Genomic DNA, 22,530 nt, shown 5'->3' with positions numbered 1-22,530 from the left:
TCCGGTCGCGACGCCCGGCGATCGGCGCGACGATGGCCGTATGACCGAGCCGGAGAGCGCCGCAGAGTTCGTCCCGGACGGCGCCGATCTCGCGGCGTTGCGCGCCGCGGCGGCCGGCTGCCGGGGCTGCGAGCTGTACCGGGACGCCACCCAGACGGTGTTCGGCGACGGCGCCGCGGCAGCCCGGGTGATGCTCGTCGGCGAGCAGCCCGGCGACAAGGAGGACCGGGCCGGCGAGCCGTTCGTCGGGCCGGCCGGGCGGTTGCTGGACCGCGCGCTCGCCGACGCCGGGCTCGACCGGGACCGGTGCTACCTGACGAACGCGGTGAAGCACTTCCGGTTCACCCGCGCGCCGGGCAAGCCGCGGCTGCACAAGAAGCCGTCGGTGGGCCAGATCAACGCCTGCGCGCCGTGGCTGACCGCCGAGTACGCGGCGGTACGGCCGGCCGTGGTGGTGGCGCTCGGCGCGACCGCGGTCCGGGCGGTGCTCGGCACCCGGTACCGGGTGACCGCCGATCGAGGCCGGCTGCTGCCGTGCCCGCAGGCGGGCGACGGGGCGCAGGCCGTCATCAGTACCCACCCGTCGGCGATCCTGCGGGCACCCGACGACGCGCGCGCCGAGGCGCTCGCCGCGCTGGTGTCCGACCTGCGGGTGGTCGTCGGCGCGATTGACCGGCGGTGAGCCGGGTAGGCGAAGGGACGGAGGTGAGCAGGATGAGCGAGCAGCAACCGGAACCGGTGGCACGCACCGGCGCCGACCAGCCGTGGGACCCGGAGGATCTGGCCGAGGCCGAAGGCGAGGACCCGACGCCGGAGAACGTGCGTCGGGCGGCCGAGGAACTCGACGAGGAGGGCCCGGCCGCGATCGAGAAGACGGTGCCCTGAGGTGGTCGACCCGATCGCGACGCGGTGCCTGCGGCTGGCGTGGCAGGGCTGGTGCGCGGGCACCCTGCCGGTCGGCGCGGTCGTCACCGATGCCACCGGTACGGTCGTCGCGGCCGAACGCGGCCGGATGTTCGAGCCCGCACCGGTCGCCGGACGGCTCGCCGGCTGCGCGGTCGCGCACGCGGAGATCAACGCGCTGGCGCAGCTGCCGGCCGCCGGCCAGCGCCCGGACCACACCCTGCACGTGAGCCTGGAGCCGTGCCTGATGTGTGTCGGCGCCGCCGGCATGACCGCGGTGGGGCGGCTGCGGTTCCTCGGCGCCGACCCGTACGCCGGGGCGAGCCGGCACTACCGGCACACGCCGTACCTGGCGGAGCTGCCGCTGCGGGTGGACGGTCCGATGCGCGGCGGCGCCGGCGCGCTCGGCAGCGCGCTGCACCTGGCGTACTACCTGCGTACCGCGCCGGACGCACCCGCCGTCGCGGTGCACCGCCGGAGCATGCCGGAGGCGTTCGACCTGGCCCGGCGGATCGTCGAGCTGGACGCGCGGCAGCCCGACGCCGCGGCCGCCGGACTGTTCGACCTGCTCACCGAGCCGGCACCCACCCGCCCCGCCGGCGCGAAGACCACCGACGCACCGGCCGGCGGCGGAGAGCCGGCCGGCATGGAAGCGGAGCGGACGTGACCGGCATGGAAGCGGAGCGGACGTGACCGGCATGGAAGCGGAGCGGACGTGACCGGCATGGAAGCGGAGCGGACGTGACCGGCATGGAAGCGGAGCGGACGTGACCGGCACGGACGCGGTGCTCGTGGTCGACGCCGGTTCGGCCAGCCTGCACGTGTCGGTCGTGGACCGGGACGGCCGCGTCGGGCAGACCCACGACCTGGCCGCGCCGGACGAGCTGACCGGGCTGGTGCCGCGGCTGCCCGCGGTGACGGCGGTCGGTCACCGGCTGGTGCACGGCGGTCCGGAGCTGACGGCGCCGGTCCGGGTGGACGACACGGTACGGGCCGGGTTGGCCGCGGCGGCCCGGCTCGCGCCGCTGCACGTGCCGCCGGCTCTCGCCGCGCTCGACGCAGCCCGTACCGCGCTGCCGGACCTGCCGCACGTCGTGTGCCTGGACACCGCGTTCCACGCCGAGCTGCCGGCGGCGGCGCGCACGTATCCGCTGCCGCACGGCTGGGACACCCGGTACGGGCTGCGCCGGTACGGCTTCCACGGCCTGTCGTACGCCTGGGCGCTGCGGCGGACCGCCGCGCTGCTGTACCGGCCGGCCGACGACCTGCAGGTGGTGCTGGCGCACCTGGGCGGCGGCTGCTCGGCCTGCGCGGTCCGGGACGGGCACAGCGTCGACACCACCATGGGCTTCACCCCGCTGGAGGGCCTCGCGATGAGCCGGCGCAGCGGCTCGGTCGATCCGGGTCTGCTGCTGTGGTTGCAGACCGAGCACGGCCTGTCCGCGGCCGAGCTGGACGACGCGTTGCAGCACCGGTCCGGGCTGCTCGGGCTGTCCGGCAGCTCGGGTGACACCCGGGACCTGGTTCGCGCCCGTACCCGTGGGGACCGTGCGGCGCAGCTCGCGCTCGCCGTGTTCACCCACCGGGTCCGGGCCGGGGTCGCCGCGATGGCCGCGAGCCTGGACCGCCTCGACGCGGTCGTGTTCACCGGCGAGATCGGCACCGATCAGCCGGAGGTCCGGGCCGAGGTGACGGCCGGCCTGCGGGTACTCGGCCTGCCCCGGACGCTGCACGGCCCGGACGAGCCGGCGGAGGCGACGATCGTGTCGCCGGTCGGCGCGCAGGTGCCGGTGCTCGTGGTACCGACCGGGGAGATCCAGCAGATCGCCGCCGAGACGCGGGCGACGCTCGCCCACCGCTGACCGACCGGGGTCAGAACCGGCGGCTGTCGTCCTCGGTGCGGTGCCCGAGCGCCGTCCACACCTCCGAGACGGTGCGGTACCGGCGATCCGGCGGCAGCGCCCGCAGCGCCGCGACGGTGGCGTCGTCGGCCTGGTGCCGGGCCGCGGTGGCGGCGAGGCGCTGCGCGTCCGCCGGGAACTCGCCGGGGTCCAGCAGCCGCGCCAGGTCGCTGCGGCCGGCCACGTCGTCACCGTCCATCCCGGGCGGGGTGCCGCCGACACCCTCCGCGGCGGGCGGTACCTCGTCCTGCGGCCCACCGCCGTCGGTCGGTGCGGTCTCCCGCCACGGCTCGGCCCGCGAGCTGTGCCCGGCCTCGACGTACTCGCGGGTCTCGCGGGCCAGCTCGCTGTCCCGGTGCTGCGCGTGCTTGCTGTTGCCCAGTTCCATGCCGACTCCTCGCTGGTCGCCGACCGCGATGGCCACTCGGCCATCGCGGGGTACGGGCGAGGTCAGGAACCGGCCGCCGCCGGTTGGCCCACCCGGATGCTCAGGTGCCCGTCGACCGCGTCGACGGTGGCGTGCTGGCCGGTCGACAGCTCGCCGGCCAGCAACATCGCCGACAGCCGGTTCTCCACCTCGCGCTGGATCGTGCGGCGCATCGGCCGGGCGCCGAACGCCGGTTCGTACCCGTGTTCGGCGAGCCAGTCCACCGCCGCCGGCGTGACGTCCATCGTCACGCCCTGACCGTGTACCCGGCGGGCCGTCTGGTCCAACATCAGCTCGGTGACCTGCCGCAGCTGCTCGGTACCGAGCCGGCGGAAGACGATGATCTCGTCGATCCGGTTCAGGAACTCGGGCCGGAACGACTCGCGCAGGCGGCGCATCAGCCGGTCGCGCAGCCCGGCGTCGATCGGCTCGTCGGCGCCGCCGGTGCCGGACTGCCCGGTGCCGGCCTGCCCGGAGCCGAAGCCCAGCGCGGCGCCCTGCCCGGAGATCAGGTCCGAGCCGAGGTTGCTGGTCATGATCAGCACGGTGTTCTTGAAGTCGACCGTCCGGCCCTGGCCGTCGGTGAGCCGGCCGTCGTCGAGCACCTGCAGCAGCATGTTGAACACGTCCGGGTGCGCCTTCTCGATCTCGTCGAGCAGCAGCACCGAGTACGGGTGCCGGCGTACCGCCTCGGTCAGCTGCCCCGCCTCCTCGTACCCGACGTACCCGGGTGGGGCACCGACCAGCCGGGACACCGTGTGCCGCTCGGAGAACTCGCTCATGTCCAGCCGTACCATCCGGTCCTCGGAACCGAACAGCGCCTCGGCGAGGGCCCGGGCCAGTTCCGTCTTGCCCACGCCGGTCGGGCCGAGGAACAGGAAGCTGCCGATCGGCCGGTTCGGGTCGGCGAGACCGGCGCGAGAGCGGCGGACCGCCTCGGCGACCGCCTCCACCGCGTCGTGCTGGCCCACCACCCGGGCGTGCAGCCGCTGCTCGAGCTTCAGCAGCCGGTCGCGCTCCTCCTCGGTCAGCTCCGCCACCGGGATGCCGGTTGACCGGGACACCACCTCGGCGATGTCGGCGGTGGTCACCTCGGGTACCGAGCCGCCGGTGGCGGCGCTGCCGCGTACCTCGTCGATCTGCTTCTCCAGTGCCACGATCGCATCGCGCAGCTCGGTGGCCCGCTCGTACTCCTCGCCGGCGACGGCCTGGTCCTTGTCCCGGCGCAGCGCCTCGACCTGCTCGGTCAGCTCCCGCACGTCGGTGTCCGGGGCCAGCGCGCGCAGCCGCACCCGGGCGCCGGCCTGGTCCATCAGGTCGATGGCCTTGTCCGGCAGGAACCGATCGGTCAGGTACCGGTCGGACAGCTCGGCGGCCGCCACCAGCGCCTCGTCGGTGAACCGCACCTGGTGGTGCGCCTCGTACCGGTCCCGCAGGCCGCGCAGGATCGCCACCGTGTCGTCCACGCTCGGCTCCGGCACCATCACCGGCTGGAACCGCCGGGCCAGCGCGGCGTCCTTCTCGATGTACCGGCGGTACTCGTCCAGCGTGGTCGCGCCGACCACGTGCAGCTCACCGCGGGCCAGCGCCGGCTTGAGCATGTTGGAGGCGTCCATGCTGCCGCCGCCCTCGCCGCCACCACCACCGGCACCGACCATGGTGTGCAGCTCGTCGATGAACACGATCAGCTCGTCGGCGTGCGACCGGATCTCGTCGATCGCCTGCTTCATCCGCTCCTCGAAGTCACCGCGGTAGCGGGTGCCAGCGACCATCGACGACAGGTCCAGCTGCATCACCCGGCGACCGGCAAGCACCTTCGGTACGTCACCGTCGACGATGCGCTGCGCCAGCCCCTCCACGATCGCGGTCTTGCCGACACCGGCCTCGCCCACCAGTACCGGGTTGTTCTTGGTCCGGCGGGAGAGCACCTCGACGGTCTGCTCGATCTCCTCGGTCCGGCCGACCACCGGGTCGACTCGGCCGTCGCGCGCCTCCTCGGTCAGATCCCGGCCGTACTGGTCCAGCGTCGGGGTGGACGACCCGCCACCGCGCATGCCGGATCCGCCACGCATGCCGGGCTCGCCGCCGCGCTCCATGCCGGGACGCGGACCGGCGCCGGACGCCAGCTCGGCCGGCCCGATCCGCAGGCTGCCGAGCACCCGGCCGGCCGGCGACTCCGGGTTCGCCGACAGGGCCAGCAGTACGTGCTCGGGGCCGATGTAGGTGGCGCCCATGCTGCGGGCGATCTGGTGCGAGTCCAGCAGCGCGCGCTTGGTCGCCGGGGTCAGCGACTCCGGCCCGCCGCCCGCGCCCGGCCTGGACGGCTGCGCCTCGATCCGCTGGGCGATCGCGTCCGGGTCGCCCCCGGCCGCCGCGAGCAGCTGCCGGGTCCGGTCCTGCTGGGTCGCCGCCCACAGCAGGTGGTCGGTGTCCAGTTCGGCGTCGCCGTGCCGCTGCGCCTCCCGGCCGGCCGCGGCGACCATCTCGCGGGTCTCGGCGCTCATCAGCCGCCCGATGTCGATCCGCCGCGCCGGCCGGCGCAGCCCGCCGCCGAGGAACTGGGACAGCAGCTGGCTCAGCGGATCGGGCACCTCGCCCGGTCCCAGGTAACTGTTCGACACGTCTCCCCCTTCGCCGGGGCCGTCGGGGATCCCGTCCGGACCTCCGGCCGGACACCGGTGTGCCACGCCAGGGCCACCGGGCCGCCCCCGCAGGCGGCATCCCGCCGGCACGGCCGGTACGCCGGCCCGTGACGTCCACGATCGACGCTAGCGGGGTACCCGAGAACGGCGTGGGCATTCGGCCAGCCTGACCGCCGCCGCGCTGCCAGACTTGTCGGAGTGGATGCCGAACTGGCCGAACTGGCGGACGCGGCCGGAGTCGCCACCGAGTACCGGGACGATCTCGATCGTCCGGTTGCGGTCGACCCCGAGGTCGTCGTCGCGGTACTCGCCGGGCTCGGCCTCGACGCGGCCAACCCGCGGGCGGTCCGGGCCGCCCGGGCCGAGCTGGCGCACCGGCAGGCCGCCCCGGTGCCGGCCACGCTGACCGTCCCGGCCGGTACCGCCTATCCGGTACCGCCGGGCACGTTGACGGCGGCGGACGGCAGCCGGTGGCGGATCGGCGACGCGCTGCCGGCCAGCCTGCCGCCCGGCTGGTACTCGCTGCGCTACACCGGCGGCGAGTCGACCGTGCTGGTGGCGCCGGGGGCGCTCGCTCCGGTGCCACCGTGCTGGGGGCTGGCCGTCCAGCCGTACGCGCTGCACTCGGCCCGGTCCTGGGCCATCGGCGAGTACGCCGACCTGCGCGAGCTGGTCGCCGCCAGCCGCGCCCAGCTGTGCGCGGACGTGCTCGTCGCCGGGCCGCTGTGCGCGCCGCGGCTGGGGCCGCCGGTCGAACCGTCGCCGTACTCGCCGGCCAGCCGCCGCTACGCCAACCCGCTGTATTTGCGCATCGACGAGCTGCCCGAGTACGCGGCCGCCGACGGCCCGACGCGGCGGCAGGTGGACGCGCTGCGACCGGCGGCGACGCCGCTGATCGACCACGACGCGGTCTGGGCGGCCAAGCAGGCCGCGCTGAGCCTGCTGTGGCGCCACCGGCTGCCGACCGCGCCGCCCGACCCGGCGCTGGTGCAGTACGCGACCTGGTGCGCGCTGGCGGAGCGGTACGGCGCCGACTGGCGGCGCTGGCCGAGTGAGCTGCGCCGCCCCGACTCCCCGGCGGTACGCCGCGCCGCCGCGGGGCTCGCCGACCGGGTCGGCTTCCACGCCTGGGTGCAGCGGCGCTGCGCCGACCAGCTCGCCGCCGTCGACGCGACCGCCGGGGCGATGGCGGTCGGCGTGCTGCACGACCTGCCGGTCGGCGTCGACCCGGCCGGCGCGGACGCCTGGGCGCTGCAGGACGTGCTGGCCGGCGGCGTCTCGGTCGGCGCCCCGCCGGACGCGTTCACCGCAGCCGGGCAGGACTGGGGTTTTCCGCCCTGGCGGCCGGACCGACTCGCCGAGGTCGGCTACCGGCCGTACCGGCAGATGCTCGACGCGCTGCTCGCGCACGGCGGCGGGCTGCGCGTCGACCACGTCGCCGGGCTGTTCCGGCTGTGGTGGATCCCGCGCGGCGGCTCGCCCGCGGACGGTACGTACGTGCGCTACGACGCGGCGGCGATGCTCGGTGCGCTGACCCTCGCCGCGTACCGGGCGAACGCGGTCGTGGTGGGTGAGGACCTCGGTACGGTCGAGCCCGCGGTGACCGCCGCCCTGGCGCAGCGCGGGATGCTCGGCTGCGAGGTGCTCTGGTTCGCCCGCGACGACGACGGCCGGCCGCTGCCGCCCGAGGCGTGGCCGGAGCGCGCGATGGCGAGCATCTCCACCCACGACCTGCCCACCGCCGCCGGGTTCCTCACCGGCGAGGCCGTGCGGGTACGCGAACGGCTCGGGCTGCTCGCCGATCCGGCCGCGGCCCGGCACGCCGCCGACGCCGAACGCACCACGCTGCTGGCGCACCTGACCCGGCGCGGGCTGCTCGCACCGGGCGCCGACCTGGACGACGCCATCCTCGCGATGCACACGCTGCTGCACCGCACGCCGTGCCGGATCAAGGTGGTCGCGCCGGCCGACGTGCTCGGCGAGCTGCGCGCACCGAACCTGCCGGGCACCACCGACCGGTACCCGAACTGGCGCATCCCGCTGCCAGCCACGGTGACCGAGCTGGTCGGCGATCTCCGGTTGCGCCGGGTCGCCGCCCTGCTGCGTCCGGCCACCACCGCGCCGCTGCCGGACGACCCGGCCGGCGCGGACGCCCGGCCGGCGCCCGCGATGCCGGCGCCGGATGCGGTGCCGGACAACCGAACCAGGGAGGACTGACCCGTGGACCACGCAATGGCCGGTGCGCTGGCCGATCTCGATCCGTTCGCGCTGTACGACGGGGAGGCCCGCCGGCTGGACGAGCACTTCGCCGGGCTCGCCGGCGCCGACTGGGACCGGCCGTCACGCTGCGCCGGCTGGTCGGTCCGGGACGTGCTGGCCCACCTGGCCGGCGAGGAGCTGTACAACCACGCCTGCCTGGACGATGACCTGGCCGGACTCAACCGGCTGCTCACCGAGGCCGGGGTGGACGGGCTGGACGGCTTCAACCAGTGGACCGTCGACGAACGCCGGGACGTACCGGTGGAGACGGTGCTGTCGGAGTGGCGCGCGGCGAACGGCCGGACCCGCGGCGAGCTGCGGGCCCGCGGCGCCGACGCGCTGCTGCCGACCCAGGCCGGCCCGTACCCGGTGGGGCTGCAGGCGATGCACCTCGCATCGGAGCTGGCCACGCACGCCGACGACGTCGGCTGCCGGACGCCGCCGGTCGACGAGCCGGAGCGCACCGACTGGCGGGCCCGGTTCGGCGCGTTCGCCCTCGCCGAGCAGGACCGGCCGGTGCTGGTCCGGGAGGCCGACAACCGCTGGTACGTGGAGGCCGACGGCACCGGGGCGGTCACCGCCCAGCTGTCGCCGGCCGAGTTCGTCGAGGCGACCGTGGACCGGCTGCCCGCCGACCATCCGCTGCCCGCGGCACTGCGCACCGCCCTCGCCTGCCTGGCCTGACCGCCGACCGGTCGGCGCTGCGGGGTGACGATCGCCTTGATCTGGCCTGACCGGCGACCGGTCAGCGCTGCGGGGTGACGATCGCCTTGATCGCGGTCGGGTCCGCCGAGGCGGCCAGCGCGGCGCTGACGTCGTCCAGCCCGAAGTGGCCGGTGACCAGCGCGTCCAGGTCGACCCGGCCGGCCGCTGCGAGCGCGATCGCGAGCGGCCAGGTGTTCGCGTACCGGAACGTTCCGGTCAGCCGCAGCTCCCGGCCCTGGATCACCGGCACCGGTACCGGTATCGCGTCCGCGCCCATCCCGACCAGCACCACCGAGCCGGCCGGCCGTACCGACCGGATCCCGGCGTCGACCGCCGGCGCGGCGCCGGAGCAGTCGATGAACGCGTCGACCGCGTCGCCGTCGGCCAGCACCGTACCGGCCGGGACGGTACCGGTGGCGCCGAGGCGCCGGGCCGCGTCCAGGCGCGGCGCCGCCACGTCGGTCGCGATCACCTCGATCGCCCCGAACGCGGCCGCCACCTGCGCGGTCACCAGCCCGATCGGCCCGGCACCGGCGATCAGCACCCGGCTGCCCGGTCCGACGCCCGCCTTGCGGCAGGACCAGATGCCCACCGACAGCGGCTCCAGCAGGCCGGCCGCGTCGTCCGAGACCGCCTCCGGCACCGGGTACGCGAAGTCCGCGGGCACCGCGACGTACTGGCAGAACGCACCGTCGACCGGCGGGGTGGCGAAGAACCGCACGTCCGGGCAGAGGTTGTACCGGCCGTGCCGGCACTGGTCGCAGCGCCGGCACGGGATCCCGGGCTCCAGCGAGACCCGCTGGCCGAGCCGCTGCTGCGGCACGCCCGCGCCGAGGCCGACGACCCGGCCGCCCGCCTCGTGCCCCAACACCAGCGGGGCCCGCACCACGAAGTCGCCGATCCGGCCGTGCTGGTAGTAATGCACGTCGGAGCCGCACACCCCGACCGAGCCCACCTCGACCAGCACCTCGTCGGGGGCGGGCACCGGCACCGGCCGTTCCTCCACGCCGAGCTCACCCACCCCGTACAGCACGCTGGCGCGCATGGTGGTCGGCAGCGTTCCCGCGGTACGCACGTCGGTCATCGGCCCCTCGCCTTCTCGTCGCCGGCCCGAATCGCCACCGCGCGTCGGGCCTTGCTGCGATTGTGCCGGTCCGGACCGGTCTGCGACACGCCGGTGCCCTTGCCGGGCCGGGAAGGGGCTATGTAGGTTTCCGGCATGGCCCAGCTTCGCATCACCACGTCGGTCGCCGCCGTGCTCACCGTGTTCCTCGCCGAGCCGGGCAGTCCGCGCTACGGGCTGGAGCTGATGCACGCCACCGGCCAGCCCAGCGGGACTCTCTATCCGATCCTGACCCGGCTGCAGCAGGCCGGCTGGGTGGCGGCGGAGTGGGAGACCGCCGACCCCAGCGAGCTGGGCCGGCCACCCCGGCGCTACTACCGGCTGACCCCCGACGGCGCCGCCTCCGCCCGATCCGCGCTCGCCGCACTGCGGCGCTCGCTCGGCATCACCGGCAATCCCGCGACGGGCCTGGCCTGATGCCCGGGTCGAACGGGCCGGCCCGGCGCGACCGCGGCATCGACCTGCTGCTGCGGTTCGCCGCCGGCCGGTGGGCGGCCGCCGGCCATCCCGATCCGTACCGCGAGTGGTGTGCCGAGCTGTCCGCCGCGGACCCCGCCGGCCGGCTGAGGTTCGCGGCGAGCCTCGCCGTCGCGCGCATCCCCGCCGCCGGCGACGTGACGGTCCAGGAGCGGTGGGCCGGCCGGTGGGCCGCGGTCGTTCCGGTGCTGACGCTGATGCTGCTGCCGGCGTTCGCCACGCTGCTGATCTCGTTGCAGGCACGGTTCCTGACGGGCCTGGTCCCCGCCGGGCGCGGGGTGGCGGCGGCCACCGGCGCCGTCCTGCTGGCGGGCTCGCTGCTGCTGCTCGTCGTCGCCGGGCGGGCCCTGGGGCGCGCCCGGCCGGTGACCCGAGCCCCCGCCGGGCCTTACCGGACCGTGCTGACCGTGCTGGTCACCCTGGCGCCGCTGGTCCTCGGCTGCGCGCTGGTGCTGGCCTGGTCCGGCCGCTCCGCGCCGAGCGATCACCGGCTGGCCGGAGTGCTCGGCTGGGGCGTTCTGCTGGTGCCGTTGACCGTGCTGCTCTGCAGCCGGGGCCGCCGGACACCGTGGCGCCGCCGGCTGGCCGCGACGGCCGGCGGTTACCTCGCCACCGCGGTCGGCGTGTCGGTGGCGGCCCTGCCCGCGCTGATCCGGGTGCCGGGCGCGCTCGCCGCGATGCCGCTCTGGTTGCCCGCCGCGCTGTTGGCCCATTCCCGGTTCGCCCTCGATGCTCCCGGGCCGGGCTGGGTCCCGTCGCTGACCGGCGTGGTCGGCTCGATGCCGGCCTTGTTGCTCGCCGCCACCGCGCTCGGCCTGCCCTACTCGACAGCCGCCGCGCGCAGCGTGGCCGGCCACGGCGAGGCAGCGGCGGTGCGGGGGCAAACGGCCGCGGCGGCCGGCGACGCCCCACCGCTCCCGACCGCAGCCAACGCCCCGGCACGCCGGCTGACCGGCGAGAGCCCGGCAGGCTGGCACGCGGGTACGTCCCGGGTCGCGGGCTGGGCCGCTGCCGTGGTCGGTGCCGCGCTCTGGTCGCTGGTGACGGGGTGGGGCACCGGTGCGATCCGACCGCTCGCGGAGTGGCTGGGCGAGCACCGCGACGCCGACGACCGGGCGGTCCTGCTGGTCGGGATGTACGAGCTGCGCCAGCTCGCGATCGTCGTGACCGGCTTCGGCGTGCTGCTGGCAACGCGACGACGCGGCCCGGCCTGGCCGGTGCTGGCCGCCGTGCCCGCGGCACTGGTCGTCGATGCGGCGTCCCTGCACTGGCCCGGCGCCGGACCGGCCGGCCTGCTGGCCGCAACGGTGAGCCTCGGCCTCTTCGGGCTGGCCCTGCTGGTGCAACGCCGGGTGCCGAGGGGCGAGCCGAGCCGCCACCGGAACGTGCCGGTGGTGGTCGCCGTGGTGACCTCGACCTGCCTGCCCGCCGTGCTGACCCGGTTCGACCCGGCGTTGCCGGCGCCGCATTCGCTGCCGCTGACGGTCGTGTGCACGGCGTTCGGCATCGCGCTGGGAGCCCTGGCGGCCTACTGCATCGGGCTGGCGGCGGGCTGGAACCGCGCGGTCCGCCTGCTGGTCGTGCTGGCGGCCGCCGCGCTGTTCGGCGCCTGGGGCCTGCTCGGGGTCGGTGGCGGGGCGGTGCCCCAGTGGCTGCGGCTGACCGGGCCTGGCCTCGCCGTACTCGCGGTGTTGCTGGCCCACCCGCGACCGTGGCGCCGGTGGGCACTCGCCGCGGCCACGATCCCGCTCGGGGTCGGTGCCGCGGCCGTCGGCCCGCTGCCCAGCATCATGATCGACCTGGTCACGATGCCTGCGGGTGCCGACGCGGTCGATTCGGCGCCGGCCGTCCCCGGCGCGCTGCTGCTCGGCGTGGCGCTGGCCGCCGCGTTGCGGCCCTGGTACCGGCCTCCCGCGACCGCACCGGCGGGGGTGCCGTCGCCGCCCGCCACGGCGCCGACCGGCGCGGCGAGCCGGCCCAACACCGGGTGATCGGTGAGAGCGGCGCCGGGCGGGCCGGATGGCAGCTTCGCTCTCAGCAAAATCGGCCGTGGGCGAACACTGCGGACGCCACCGCACCGCGGCCCGTAGGGTCGAAGCGTCACGTGATCAGGTCAGGGCAGAAGGAGCAGGTGGTACGAGATGGTCGACCTCGGCATGCACGGGCGGTCCGCCGAGACGCCCGGCACCGGCATCGACGGCGAGCTGTTCCAGCGGCTGCTGCGCAACCGGATCATCTTCCTCGGTGACGAGGTCAAGCAGGAGAACGCGAACATGATCTGCGGCCAGCTGTTGCTGCTGGACGCCGAGAATTCCGACCGCGACATCCACCTGTACATCAACTCACCGGGTGGCTCGGTGACCGCGGGCATGGCGGTGTACGACACGATGCAGCTGATTCGTGCCGATGTGGCCACCTACGCGATGGGCATGGCGGCGTCGATGGCGCAGACCCTGCTGTGCGCCGGGGCACCGGGCAAGCGGTTCGCATTGCCGCACGCCCGGGTGATGATGCACCAGATCTCCGGCGGGGTCGGCGGCACCGCGGCCGACGTGGCCATCCAGGCGGAGAACATGATGGCGATGAAGCGGGAGAACCAGGAGGTCATCGCTCGGCACACCGGCCAGCCGGTGGAGCGCATCGCCGAGGACGCCGACCGCGACCGCTGGTTCACCGCCGACGAGGCCCGGGAGTACGGCATGGTCGACCGCGTCCTCGCCACGATGCCGACCCCCTGATCGACGTCGTCCGCTGCCGTCCGGCGGGGCCACGATCGGCCCGAACCAGGTCGGACGGCAGCGCGATGTCGGTGCCCGGCCTTACAGTGACCCGACGCGACGTCTCTGGGTCGAGGTGAGGACATGACCACGCTGGACAACCGGCCGAACACCGCGCTGCTGGTCCTGGACGTGCAGAACGGCGTCGTCGAGGGCACCTACCAGCGCGACGCCGTGCTCGCGAACGTCGGCCGGCTGCTCGATCGGGCCCGCCGCGGCGGCACTCCGGTGGTGTGGATGCAGCACTCCGACGACGAGCGGCTGGTCCGGGGCAGCGACAGCTGGCAGTTCGTGCCAGAGCTGGCCCGCGACGAGACCGAGCATCTGGTCGAGAAGCGGTACGCGGACGCGTTCGAGCAGACCACGCTGGAGGACGTGCTGGCCGGCCTGCGCGTGGGACGGGTGTTCGTGGCCGGCGCGCAGACCGACGAGTGCATCCGCTCGACGCTGCACGGCGCCGTCGTCCGGGGGTACGACGCGACCCTGGTCAGCGACGCGCACACCACCGAAGACCTGAGCGAGTGGGGCGCGCCGGCACCGGAGCTGGTCATCGCGCACACCAATCTGTACTGGTCGAACCACGCCGCGCCGGGCCGCACCGCCGGCACGGTGGAGACCGCCGACGTCGATTTCGGCGCGCCGGCCTGACCCACACCCGGCGGCGCGACCTCCGCCGCCCCGGTCCGCCGACCCCACACCGCCGGCAGGTGGCCCCGCTACGCCTCCCCCGGGCTCGACCGCGCCGCCCCCCGGGCCTGGTCATGCCGCCCCGCCGGGTAGTACCGCGCCGGCACGCGACCGTGTGCACCGTGCGCCGGCGCAGCAGTGCGCGCGGCGTGGTCACCACGACCGGACGCGGCGCGGCCTCGCGTGCCCGCCTCCTCCGGTTGCGCCGGTCGGTCCAGCACCGGGCCACTCCGATATTCCGCCTGAACCAGCTCATACCGGGATGTCAGGAGTCGCGACACAGACACACACAACCAAAAGCGCTTCGACAAATATTGACATCGAAGTCGGTCCACCAGTACGAATAAGGGCCATGCCGGACCGTCGCCCCAGCCGGCGGTGCGGGCAGCTCCACCGATCCCCCGTCGGGCCAGATCCCGGTCACGACGGCCGTTCGAGGAACGGAGTCCCCCAGGCATGTCCTCCGCACACCAGCCCCCCGCAGCCCAGCCCCCCGCAGCTCAGTCCCCCACGCCCGAGTCCGCGACAGCCGAGCACGCGTCGCCTCCCGTACCGATCCGCCGCCGGACCCTGCTCACCGGCGGCGCCGTCGCCCTCGGCGCGGCCGCGCTGCCGTCGGTCGCCGCACCGGGCGCGGCCCACGCCGCGCCCGCGACCTCACCGGACACCCCGACGCCGGCGTGGACCGACCCGCCCAACGGGTTCCCCGAGTGGAACAACAACATCGGCATCTTCGACGTGAACTCGGAACCGCCGCACGCCACGCTGATGCCGTACGCGGGGCTCGGCCAGGCGTTGGACGCCGACCGCCGCAACTCGCCGTGGCGCCAGAACCTCGACGGCGACTGGAAGTTCGCGCACGCCGACACGCCGGACGCGCGGATCACCGACTTCCACCGCACCGACTTCGACGACCGCGACTGGCCGACGATCCCGGTGCCGTCCGACTGGCAGCTGCACGGCTACGACCACCCGATCTACGTCAACATCACGTATCCGTGGTGGGGTGCGAACGGGAAGAACGAGAACGCCCAGCCGCCGGCGGCGCCGACGAAGTTCAACCCGGTCGGCCAGTACCGTCGCAGCTTCACACTGCCCGGCAACTGGTCGGGCCGGCGGATCTTCCTGCACTTCGAGGGGGTCAAGTCGGCGTTCTACCTGTGGATCAACGGCACCAAGGTGGGGTACCGGGAGGACTCGTTCGTGCCGAGCGAGTTCGACGTCACGCCCTACCTGGTCGAGGGGCGCAACCAGGTCGCGGTCGAGGTGTACCGGTTCTCCGACGGTGACTGGATGGAAGACCAGGACATGATCCGGCTGTCCGGGATCTTCCGCTCGGTGTACCTGTTCGCCACGCCGACGGTGCACCTGCGGGACTTCTGGCTGCGCACGCCGCTGTCGGCCGGCTACACCGCGGGCGAGCTGGACGTGACCGCGAGCGTGCGCAACTACGGCGACGCGGCGACCGGCACGTACACGGTCGAGACCCAGCTGTACGACGCGCACCGCCGGCCGGTGTGGGCGGCGCCGCTGCGCCAGTCGGTGGACATCGGCTCGCAGCCCGCCGGCACGGACGTGACGGTGCGCGACGCGAAGGCGGTGTCGAAGCCGAAGCTGTGGTCGGCCGAGCACCCGAACCTGTACACCGCAGTGCTGGTGCTGCGTGACCCGCACGGCCGGGTGATCGAGACGCTGTCCAGCCGGATCGGGTTCCGCGAGTTCGCCATGGTCGACGGGCTGATGTGCATCAACGGCAAGCCGATCTCGATCCGTGGCACGAACCGGCACGAGATCGTGCCGGACCGCGGCGCCGCGCTCACCCGCGAGGATCTGGTCGGCGACATCACCCTGATGAAGCGGATGAACATCAACGCGCACCGCACCTCGCACTACCCGAACAACCCGCTGTGGTACGAGCTGGCCGACGAGTACGGCCTCTACGTGCTGGACGAGACGAACCTGGAGACGCACGGGGTGCGCGACCAGTTCCCCGACTCCAAGCCGGACTGGGCTGCCGCGGTGGTCGCCCGCGCACAGCACATGGTGCACCGGGACAAGAACCACGCCTGCGTGGTCATCTGGTCGCTGGGCAACGAGGCGGGCGGCGGCTCCAACTTCGTCGCGATGCACGACTGGATCCGCTCGTACGACACCACCCGGCTGATCCACTACGAGGGCGACAACCGCGTCGAGGTCTCCGACATGCGCTCGCACATGTACGAGAGCCCGGCGCGGATCGCCGACCGGGCCGCGGACAGCAACGACACCCGGCCGTACATCATGTGCGAGTACGCGCACTCGATGGGCAACTCGACCGGCAACCTGGCCGACTACTGGGACGTCATCCGCGCCCACGACGTGCTGCAGGGCGGGTTCATCTGGGACTTCGTGGACCAGGCGTTGACCTGGCCGACCCCGAAGCGCCGGCAGGTCACCGAGACGGGCCCGGCCAAGCTGAGCAGCGAACTCGCCCCGGCGGCGAGCTTCGACGCCGACGACGGGTTGTCCGGCGGCGCGGTGTTCGACACCGATCCGGGGCTCGACCTGACCGGCTCGCTGACCACCGAGGCATGGATCACCGCGACCGCACCGGGCGGCCACCAGCCGCTCGTGGCCAAGGGTGACACCGCCTACTCGCTGAAGCAGACCGACGAGACGATCGAGTTCTTCATCCACGCCGGGTCCAGCTGGATCGCCGCGACCACCGACCTGCCGGACGGTTGGGTGGGCACCGAGCACCACGTCGCCGGCGTGTTCGACCACGCCGCCGGCACGCTCACCGTCTACCTGGACGGGGTGGCGGCCGCCACCCGCACCACCACCGCGGTACCGGACGTGATCGCCGCGCCGATCGCGATCGGGGCGGACGCGGACCACGACGAGCGCATCTTCGCCGGGACGATCCGCGCGGCACGGGTGTACGCCCGGGCGCTGAGCGCCGAGGAGCTGGCCGACACCGGCCGCGGCGTGGACGACCCGGACGTGCGGCTGTGGTTCGACGCGGCGACCGCCGGCTACACCGAGCAGCAGCCGGCCGAGAAGACCTACCTCGCCTACGGCGGCGACTGGGGCGACAACCCCAACGACGGCAACTTCTGCGCGAACGGCATCCTGCCGGCCAGCCGCAAGCCGAACGGCAAGGCGGTCGAGGTCAAGAAGGTGTACCAACAGATTCTGGTGGCGGCGACCGACGGCCTGGCGCGCGGCGAGGTACGGCTGACCAACGAGATGCTGTTCACCAACGTCGACGCCTACGACGGGCACTGGAGCCTGGCCGTGGACGGCCGGGTGATCCAGCACGGGCGACTGTCCGCCGGCCAGCTCGACCTGGCGCCGCTCGCGAGCACGACGATCACGCTGCCGCTGACGGCGCCGGCACACCCGGCACCGGGCAGCGAGTACTTCCTGCGCGTGTGGTTCACCACCCGCGGCCACACCGCCTGGGCCGGGCCCGGATTCGAAGTGGCAGCGCAGCAGCTGCCGGTCGACTTCGGCAGCCCGGCGGTCACCCCGGTGCCGGTGTCGACGCTGCCGAAGCTGACCGTCGACGAGGGCGCCGATTCGGTGACGGTCACCGGCGACGGGTTCCGACTGAGCGTGGACAAGAGCTCCGGCGTGCTCAGCTCGTACCGGGCGAACGGGATCGAGCTGGTCACCGGCGGCCCGGCGCCGGAGTTCTGGCGTGGCCCCACCGACAACGACAACGGCAACGGGCAGCCATCGCGCAACGGCACCTGGCGGCGTGCCGGCGCGGACCGCACCGTCACCGGGGTGACGGTGAGCCGGCCAGCCGACCAGGCGGTCCGGATCGCCGTGACCGGCACGCTGCCCACGAGCACCCGCTCGGACTACACCACCACGTACACGGTGTTCGGCAGCGGCGAGATCGCGGTCGACAACACCCTGCATCCGGGCGCCGCGAGCCTGCCGTACATCCCGGTCGTCGGGACCATGCTCACGGTGCCGCGGGGACTGTCGAACGTCGACTACGTCGGCCGCGGGCCCGGCGAGAACTACTGGGATCGCAAGTCCGGTTCGGAGGTCGGCCGCTACTCGTCCAGCGTGGACTCGCTCTGGACCGAGTACGTCCGGCCGCAGGAGAACGGCAATCGGACCGACGTGCGCTGGGTGGCGCTGACCAACCGGAACGGCGCCGGACTGCTCGCCGTCGGCGACCCGCTGCTGGAGTTCTCCGCGCTGCGCTACACGCCAGAGGACCTGTCCGCCGGGGCCCGGCACAGCTACCAGCTGACCCCGCGCGACGCGGTGATGCTGCGGCTCAACCACCGGCAGATGGGCGTCGGCGGGGACAACAGCTGGGGCGCGCAGACGCACGACGAGTACAAGCTGTTCGCCGACCGGGACTACGCCTGGTCGTACCGGCTGCGCCCGCTGCGGCACGTCGCGGACGCACCGACCCTCGCGCGTCGCCCGGCCGCCATGCCGTGACCGTGGCCCGCCGGCCGGACCGCCCCCGTGGCGGCCGGCCGGCGCGTTCCCCGCGCGGCGTCGGGCCCGGGCCGGGGTTGCGGTGCGGCGCCCGTCGGGCTCCGGCGGGTCGACGGTCGTGGTCGGCGCGAGACGCCGCTGCGGTACCCGGTCGGCGTGAAACGCCGCAGCGGTACGGATCGGCGTGAAACGCCGCAGCGGTACCCTTCGGCCGCCGCGCCGGCATCGCGCGGTCAGCCGGCCGGCGGGTACGGCTGCCGGTTCGGGTACTGGATCGCGGTGTGCGCGGTGCCCTGCACCAGCACGGTGATCGCGATGCCGAGGACCAGGTTGGCCGCCGCGGTGGCGCCCTTGACGTCCCAGTGCTGGGTGGTGATCAGCGGGATCAGCACCGCGATCACGGTGCACAGCCCGCCGATCCAGCCGAAGTAGAAGAACGGCCGCGGGGTGCCGAGCATCAGCAGGTGCATCACCGCGGTCGCGAGCAGCGCGGCGACGCCGGCGCCGACGGCGTAGCCGCCCATGGTGGCGGACACCGCGCCGCCGTCGGGCCGCACGCCGAGCATCGGCAGGTTGAAGATGCCGTGGATCACCAGGTACGCCACGATCGCCAGGCCCGCCGCGATCAGCGCGCTGACCAGTCCGCCGGTCCACAGCCGCGCCGCGTTCACCCGCGGCTTGGTCGATCGACGGCTGGATGCCGGCGCGTAGTCGCCGGGCGCCTGCGGCATCGGCGGTCCGAAGTCGTGTCCGGAGCTGCTGGCGCGCCCGCCGGTACCGGCCGGGCCGGCGCCGGTCCCCGGCATCGGTGTGGTGGGATCCTCCGGCCGGTGCGGCTTGGCCGATCCGTACCAGGTCACGTCGCTCACCCCCGGTGTGAGGGGCGCCGCGGCGGATGCGCCGCGAGCGCCCGGGCAGGCACCACTTCAGCATCGTGGAGGGTTTGCGCCCGGCGCAGGCGAACGCGCCGATCGGTCGAACACGGTGCGTGGTCGGCGTCGGTCAGGTGAGCAGGAACGCCGCATAGCCGACGGACAGCCAGAAGCCGACCCCGTGGTACGCGCGGATCGGCGTGCTGCGCAGCGCGTGCAGCCGCACCGACCCGGACCAGCCCGCGGCGTACGAGACGATCAGCGGGAACGCGACACCGAGCGTACCGGCGAGCGCCAGCAGCGCCGCCGCGGCGAGCTGCGCCGACAAGCCGCCCGGTGTGGCGGCCAGCGCCACCGCCGCGGCGGTGAGAACGAGCAGGTGCAGCGGATCGGTGTAGAGCACCCGCACCGCGAACGGCCCGGCCCGGTTGGTCGGCAGCGTACCGATCCGCCACAGCCACGCCGGCGATCGCCAGGTGCTGCGGCAGCGGCACCCGACCAGCCCGGACCCGCGCACCAGCGCGAGAGCCACCAGCGCCACCGCGAGCAGCAGGCTGGCCAGCCGGTCGGCGTGGTCCGGCAGCCGGACACCGGGGGTCGACAGCCGCAGCGCCAGGCCGGCGGCGAGGCAGCCCAGCAGTACCGCGCACCACCAGTAGAGGATGAACAGCCGCGCGCGGCGACGCCCGTCGTCGGCGATGGCCAGCATGCTCGCCGCGACCGGCGGCAACGGGGACAGCAGCAGTCCGGGCGCGAAGGGCAGTACCGCGAGGATCGCACCACCCATCGCCGCCTCCCCCGGGTGTCCGGCACCGCAGCACCGGTGCCGTACCCGTCCGACGGTAGGCACCGCGATCCGCGCGGTCACCGGTACCGGCACCCGATCGGTTGGCCCGCAACGATTCTCATCCGATCGAGCCGCATCGATGGGTACGCTTCCGTCGGTTCCCAACAGTCGCTGGGGCCCGGCCGCGGCGAGATGGGGTGGCCATGGCGCAGTTGACGGTCCTCTGGTTCGACCGGTACGACGATGCGCGTGCGGTGTGGCGGCGACGGCCCCGGCAGGTCGATGCGGCCCTGGTGTGGGTCGATGACGACCGGCGGGTACGGATCGACCGCGACGAGCGCGACGGCATCGACTGGGCGATGGTGGTCGGCGCGCTGTTCGTGGTGCCGGTCTCGTCGGCGCTGCACCCGATGCCGATCCGCCGGCCGCCGCAACTCGGGCTCACCGACGCGACGGTGCGTCGTACCGCCGGAAGTCTGGCACCGGGTTCGGCCGCGATCGTCGGGCTGGCCGGGGCCGGCAACCGGCTGGTCTGGCTGGCCGGGCTGCATCACGGGCGCCGGCTGTCGGTGCCGCTGACCGCCGCCGAGCGAGACCGTCTCGCCCACCCGCTCCCCGCCTGACCCCGTCCCGCCGGACCGCCGTCCCGGCCTGACCCCGTCCCGCCGGACCGCCGTCCCGGCCTGATCGCCGTCCCCGGCCGGCCCGCCGTCCCGGCCTGATCGCCGTCCCCGGCCGGCCCGGCGGCGCCCGCGCACCGGCGCACCGGCGGGGACGTCCGGCCGGTCACGGCGTGGGGTGTTGCTCCGGCCGGTTCTCGTTGCCCGGGAGCGGCTGGTCGGCCGCGGTGTGGCCGGTCGGCCGGGTACCCGCCGGTGGCCGGTTCACCGGCCAGGACGGTTGCTGTTGCGGCGATTCCGGCACCGGCGTGCCGGCGGTCAGCGCGGCCCGCACGTCGAAGGCGAACACGATCTCGGTGATGCCGCGCATCATCGCCCCGATCCCGACCCAGGCCACCAGCAGCAGCGCGGACCGGCCGGTGTAGCTGACCGCCCAGAACGCCAGCGCGATCTCCAGCGCGCCGGCGATCAGCCGCAGCCACCACAGCTCGACCCGCACCGCGAGCGAGTCGATCACGTCGAAGACGCCCTTGAACAGCAGGAACCAGGCGAGGATGCGCGACAGCGCGACGAAGGTCGGCCCCGGCCAGACGAACGCGGCGACCGCGCCGGCGACGAACAGCACGCCGAGCGCCACGTGTACCCACCGCCAGTGCCGGTGCAGCGCGGCGACCAGGAACTCGTTCAGGCCGGCGGCGAGCAGCACCGCGCCGAACAGCACCGCGATCGCGGCGACACTGGCCAGGCTGAACTGCAGCACGGCGAGCGCGAGCAGGGCCCAGGCGATGCCGGTGACGAGGAACAGCCACCACGGACCGACCGCCTCCCGGCGCTGCCGGTTGCGCTGCATCGTCGACACGGCGGCCCCCTCCCGTCGTACGGCCGGGTGCCGCGCGGTGGCCGCGGCGCACCGTCCGTCTGAACTGGACGGTATCCCGCAGCCGAGGCACAACACGGGAAAACGGGGGAACCGGTCACCCTGGTGGGATGTCCGGCACCGCGGCGCGACGCCACCGCCGCACCCGCAGTGCCACCAGCGCGGCCAGCGCGGCGAGCGCCAGCACGCCGAGCGCCACCGCCCCGCCGGTACCGAGCAGGCCCGCCACCCGGCGGTACGAGGCGCCGGCCAGGTAGCCGACCGCGACGAAGCCGGCGCCCCACACCGCGCCGGCCGGCCCGCTGAACGCGAGGAACCGGCGGTACGGCATGCCGGACAGCCCACCGAGCCGCGGCACCAGGGTGCGCAGTCCGGTCAGGAACCGCGCCGCCACCACCGCGAGCCCGCCGAACCGCAGCACGAACGACTCGGCACGGTCCCACCGCCGGGCGCCGACCAGACCGCGCAGCCGGTCCCGCCGGCGCGACCAGCGGCGGCCCGCCAGGTACCCCAGCGAGTCGCCGATGGTCGCGCCGGCGACGCCACACGCCATCGCCGGCACCAGCGGCACCGCGCCGGCATGCGCCAGGAAGCCGAGCAGCAGCATCGATCCGACGCTGGGCAGGACGACGCCGGCCAGCAGCGCCGGTTCGGCCAGCACCACCAGCGCCGGCACCGCGCACATCAGGTACGGCGGCAGGCTCAGTACCCAGCGGGTCAGCAGGTGCACGACGAGGCCGGGGCCACAGAGTCGATCATGGCAGCAGCCTCACCGATCGGACACCCGAGAAGCATCCGGGCAACTCCCCCGGGCTCCCCTGAGGCGCCAGGTACGGGTGTCTGCGCATGTCAGGGGCGTCAACCCGGACCCCACTCAGGGCTAGCCGGGGTGATCGGACTCGGGGTAGCACCAGGCCAAGATCAGGGGAAGCCAGCATGTCCGCGGGCCGCCGAACCTGAGAGCGTGATGAGAGCCGGATGTCCGGTCCGGAGGTCCTGGCAGCCCTTCCTGCCAGGACTTCTT

Annotated in this window: 19 protein-coding genes; 12 read left to right on the top strand and 7 right to left on the bottom strand. The window is 74.5% G+C overall.

The window, feature by feature from the left end; translation table 11 throughout:
* The first annotated feature begins 40 nt into the window (after positions 1-40).
* From Asera_RS18360 to Asera_RS18345, 4 genes are all read left to right on the top strand, one after another.
* Positions 41-682, top strand: coding sequence for a UdgX family uracil-DNA binding protein (locus tag Asera_RS18360; RefSeq protein ID WP_030447926.1), 642 nt, complete (start codon positions 41-43; stop codon positions 680-682).
* A gap of 32 nt (positions 683-714) precedes the next feature.
* Positions 715-885, top strand: coding sequence for a hypothetical protein (locus Asera_RS18355; protein ID WP_169745879.1), 171 nt, complete (start codon positions 715-717; stop codon positions 883-885).
* Between the two features lies 1 nt (position 886).
* Positions 887-1,570, top strand: coding sequence for a tRNA-specific adenosine deaminase (locus Asera_RS18350; RefSeq protein WP_212804634.1), 684 nt, complete (start codon positions 887-889; stop codon positions 1,568-1,570).
* A gap of 100 nt (positions 1,571-1,670) precedes the next feature.
* Positions 1,671-2,765, top strand: a complete 1,095-nt coding sequence (locus tag Asera_RS18345) for an acetate/propionate family kinase (RefSeq protein WP_030447924.1) — start codon at positions 1,671-1,673, stop codon at positions 2,763-2,765.
* A 10-nt stretch (positions 2,766-2,775) separates the two neighbouring features.
* On the opposite strand, the gene Asera_RS18340 is transcribed toward Asera_RS18345, so the two are convergent.
* Complete coding sequence (locus Asera_RS18340; RefSeq protein WP_157035002.1) at positions 2,776-3,192, bottom strand: DUF2795 domain-containing protein; 417 nt, start codon at positions 3,190-3,192, stop codon at positions 2,776-2,778.
* A gap of 62 nt (positions 3,193-3,254) precedes the next feature.
* Complete coding sequence (locus Asera_RS18335; protein ID WP_425305947.1) at positions 3,255-5,852, bottom strand: ATP-dependent Clp protease ATP-binding subunit; 2,598 nt, start codon at positions 5,850-5,852, stop codon at positions 3,255-3,257.
* A 219-nt stretch (positions 5,853-6,071) separates the two neighbouring features.
* Between Asera_RS18335 and Asera_RS18330 the strand changes: the two genes are divergently transcribed.
* Positions 6,072-8,090 (top strand): 4-alpha-glucanotransferase, encoded by a 2,019-nt coding sequence (locus tag Asera_RS18330; protein WP_084132206.1) that lies wholly within the window; start codon positions 6,072-6,074, stop codon positions 8,088-8,090.
* Positions 8,091-8,093: 3 nt separating this feature from the next.
* On the top strand, positions 8,094-8,816 hold the full coding sequence (locus Asera_RS18325) for a maleylpyruvate isomerase N-terminal domain-containing protein (RefSeq protein ID WP_211255675.1): 723 nt from the start codon (positions 8,094-8,096) through the stop codon (positions 8,814-8,816).
* A 61-nt stretch (positions 8,817-8,877) separates the two neighbouring features.
* On the opposite strand, the gene Asera_RS18320 is transcribed toward Asera_RS18325, so the two are convergent.
* Positions 8,878-9,921 (bottom strand): NAD(P)-dependent alcohol dehydrogenase, encoded by a 1,044-nt coding sequence (locus Asera_RS18320; RefSeq protein ID WP_030447919.1) that lies wholly within the window; start codon positions 9,919-9,921, stop codon positions 8,878-8,880.
* A 135-nt stretch (positions 9,922-10,056) separates the two neighbouring features.
* Here Asera_RS18320 and Asera_RS18315 point away from each other — a divergent pair, with 135 nt between their 5' ends.
* The 5 genes from Asera_RS18315 (at position 10,057) to Asera_RS33150 (ending at position 18,350) form a co-directional block, all read left to right on the top strand.
* The gene (locus Asera_RS18315; RefSeq protein ID WP_030447918.1) at positions 10,057-10,377 is read left to right on the top strand and encodes a PadR family transcriptional regulator; all 321 of its coding nucleotides are present in this window, start codon (positions 10,057-10,059) and stop codon (positions 10,375-10,377) included.
* Positions 10,377-12,428 carry a hypothetical protein gene (locus tag Asera_RS18310; RefSeq protein WP_030447917.1) on the top strand — a complete coding sequence of 684 codons (2,052 nt, stop codon included), beginning with the start codon at positions 10,377-10,379 and terminating at the stop codon, positions 12,426-12,428. The genes Asera_RS18315 and Asera_RS18310 overlap by 1 nt, the downstream gene beginning before the upstream one ends.
* Before the next feature lie 165 nt (positions 12,429-12,593).
* Positions 12,594-13,175 (top strand): ClpP family protease, encoded by a 582-nt coding sequence (locus Asera_RS18305; protein WP_030447916.1) that lies wholly within the window; start codon positions 12,594-12,596, stop codon positions 13,173-13,175.
* A 123-nt stretch (positions 13,176-13,298) separates the two neighbouring features.
* On the top strand, positions 13,299-13,862 hold the full coding sequence (locus Asera_RS18300; RefSeq protein ID WP_030447915.1) for an isochorismatase family protein: 564 nt from the start codon (positions 13,299-13,301) through the stop codon (positions 13,860-13,862).
* A gap of 495 nt (positions 13,863-14,357) precedes the next feature.
* Entirely contained in the window at positions 14,358-18,350 is a 3,993-nt protein-coding gene (locus Asera_RS33150; RefSeq protein WP_084132204.1) for a glycoside hydrolase family 2 TIM barrel-domain containing protein, read from the top strand.
* 233 nt (positions 18,351-18,583) lie between these two features.
* On the opposite strand, the gene Asera_RS18285 is transcribed toward Asera_RS33150, so the two are convergent.
* Both Asera_RS18285 and Asera_RS18280 read right to left on the bottom strand, forming a co-directional pair.
* Complete coding sequence (locus tag Asera_RS18285) at positions 18,584-19,210, bottom strand: DUF6069 family protein (RefSeq protein ID WP_157035001.1); 627 nt, start codon at positions 19,208-19,210, stop codon at positions 18,584-18,586.
* A gap of 142 nt (positions 19,211-19,352) precedes the next feature.
* Positions 19,353-20,009, bottom strand: a complete 657-nt coding sequence (locus tag Asera_RS18280) for a hypothetical protein (protein WP_157035000.1) — start codon at positions 20,007-20,009, stop codon at positions 19,353-19,355.
* Positions 20,010-20,212: 203 nt separating this feature from the next.
* Here Asera_RS18280 and Asera_RS18275 point away from each other — a divergent pair, with 203 nt between their 5' ends.
* Positions 20,213-20,632 (top strand): hypothetical protein, encoded by a 420-nt coding sequence (locus Asera_RS18275; protein WP_030447911.1) that lies wholly within the window; start codon positions 20,213-20,215, stop codon positions 20,630-20,632.
* Between the two features lie 163 nt (positions 20,633-20,795).
* On the opposite strand, the gene Asera_RS18270 is transcribed toward Asera_RS18275, so the two are convergent.
* Both Asera_RS18270 and Asera_RS18265 read right to left on the bottom strand, forming a co-directional pair.
* Positions 20,796-21,479, bottom strand: coding sequence for an HdeD family acid-resistance protein (locus Asera_RS18270; RefSeq protein ID WP_244844201.1), 684 nt, complete (start codon positions 21,477-21,479; stop codon positions 20,796-20,798).
* Between the two features lie 124 nt (positions 21,480-21,603).
* The gene (locus Asera_RS18265; RefSeq protein ID WP_051802629.1) at positions 21,604-22,236 is read right to left on the bottom strand and encodes a DedA family protein; all 633 of its coding nucleotides are present in this window, start codon (positions 22,234-22,236) and stop codon (positions 21,604-21,606) included.
* Between the last annotated feature and the right edge of the window lie 294 nt (positions 22,237-22,530).

This window comes from Actinocatenispora sera (genome assembly GCF_018324685.1).
In the GTDB taxonomy this organism is placed as follows: Bacteria; Actinomycetota; Actinomycetes; order Mycobacteriales; family Micromonosporaceae; genus Actinocatenispora; species Actinocatenispora sera.
This window is presented reverse-complemented; position numbering and strand designations above follow the sequence as displayed.

Coding starts and splice junctions, on each gene's coding strand:
- Asera_RS18360 (WP_030447926.1), top strand. CDS start 41: ATGACCGAGCCGGAGAGCGCCGCAGAGTTCGTCCCGGACGGCGCCGAT.
- Asera_RS18355 (WP_169745879.1), top strand. CDS start 715: ATGAGCGAGCAGCAACCGGAACCGGTGGCACGCACCGGCGCCGACCAG.
- Asera_RS18340 (WP_157035002.1), bottom strand. CDS start 3,192: ATGGAACTGGGCAACAGCAAGCACGCGCAGCACCGGGACAGCGAGCTG.
- Asera_RS18320 (WP_030447919.1), bottom strand. CDS start 9,921: ATGACCGACGTGCGTACCGCGGGAACGCTGCCGACCACCATGCGCGCC.
- Asera_RS18315 (WP_030447918.1), top strand. CDS start 10,057: ATGGCCCAGCTTCGCATCACCACGTCGGTCGCCGCCGTGCTCACCGTG.
- Asera_RS18310 (WP_030447917.1), top strand. CDS start 10,377: ATGCCCGGGTCGAACGGGCCGGCCCGGCGCGACCGCGGCATCGACCTG.
- Asera_RS18305 (WP_030447916.1), top strand. CDS start 12,594: ATGCACGGGCGGTCCGCCGAGACGCCCGGCACCGGCATCGACGGCGAG.
- Asera_RS18300 (WP_030447915.1), top strand. CDS start 13,299: ATGACCACGCTGGACAACCGGCCGAACACCGCGCTGCTGGTCCTGGAC.
- Asera_RS33150 (WP_084132204.1), top strand. CDS start 14,358: ATGTCCTCCGCACACCAGCCCCCCGCAGCCCAGCCCCCCGCAGCTCAG.
- Asera_RS18280 (WP_157035000.1), bottom strand. CDS start 20,009: ATGGGTGGTGCGATCCTCGCGGTACTGCCCTTCGCGCCCGGACTGCTG.
- Asera_RS18275 (WP_030447911.1), top strand. CDS start 20,213: ATGGCGCAGTTGACGGTCCTCTGGTTCGACCGGTACGACGATGCGCGT.
- Asera_RS18270 (WP_244844201.1), bottom strand. CDS start 21,479: ATGCAGCGCAACCGGCAGCGCCGGGAGGCGGTCGGTCCGTGGTGGCTG.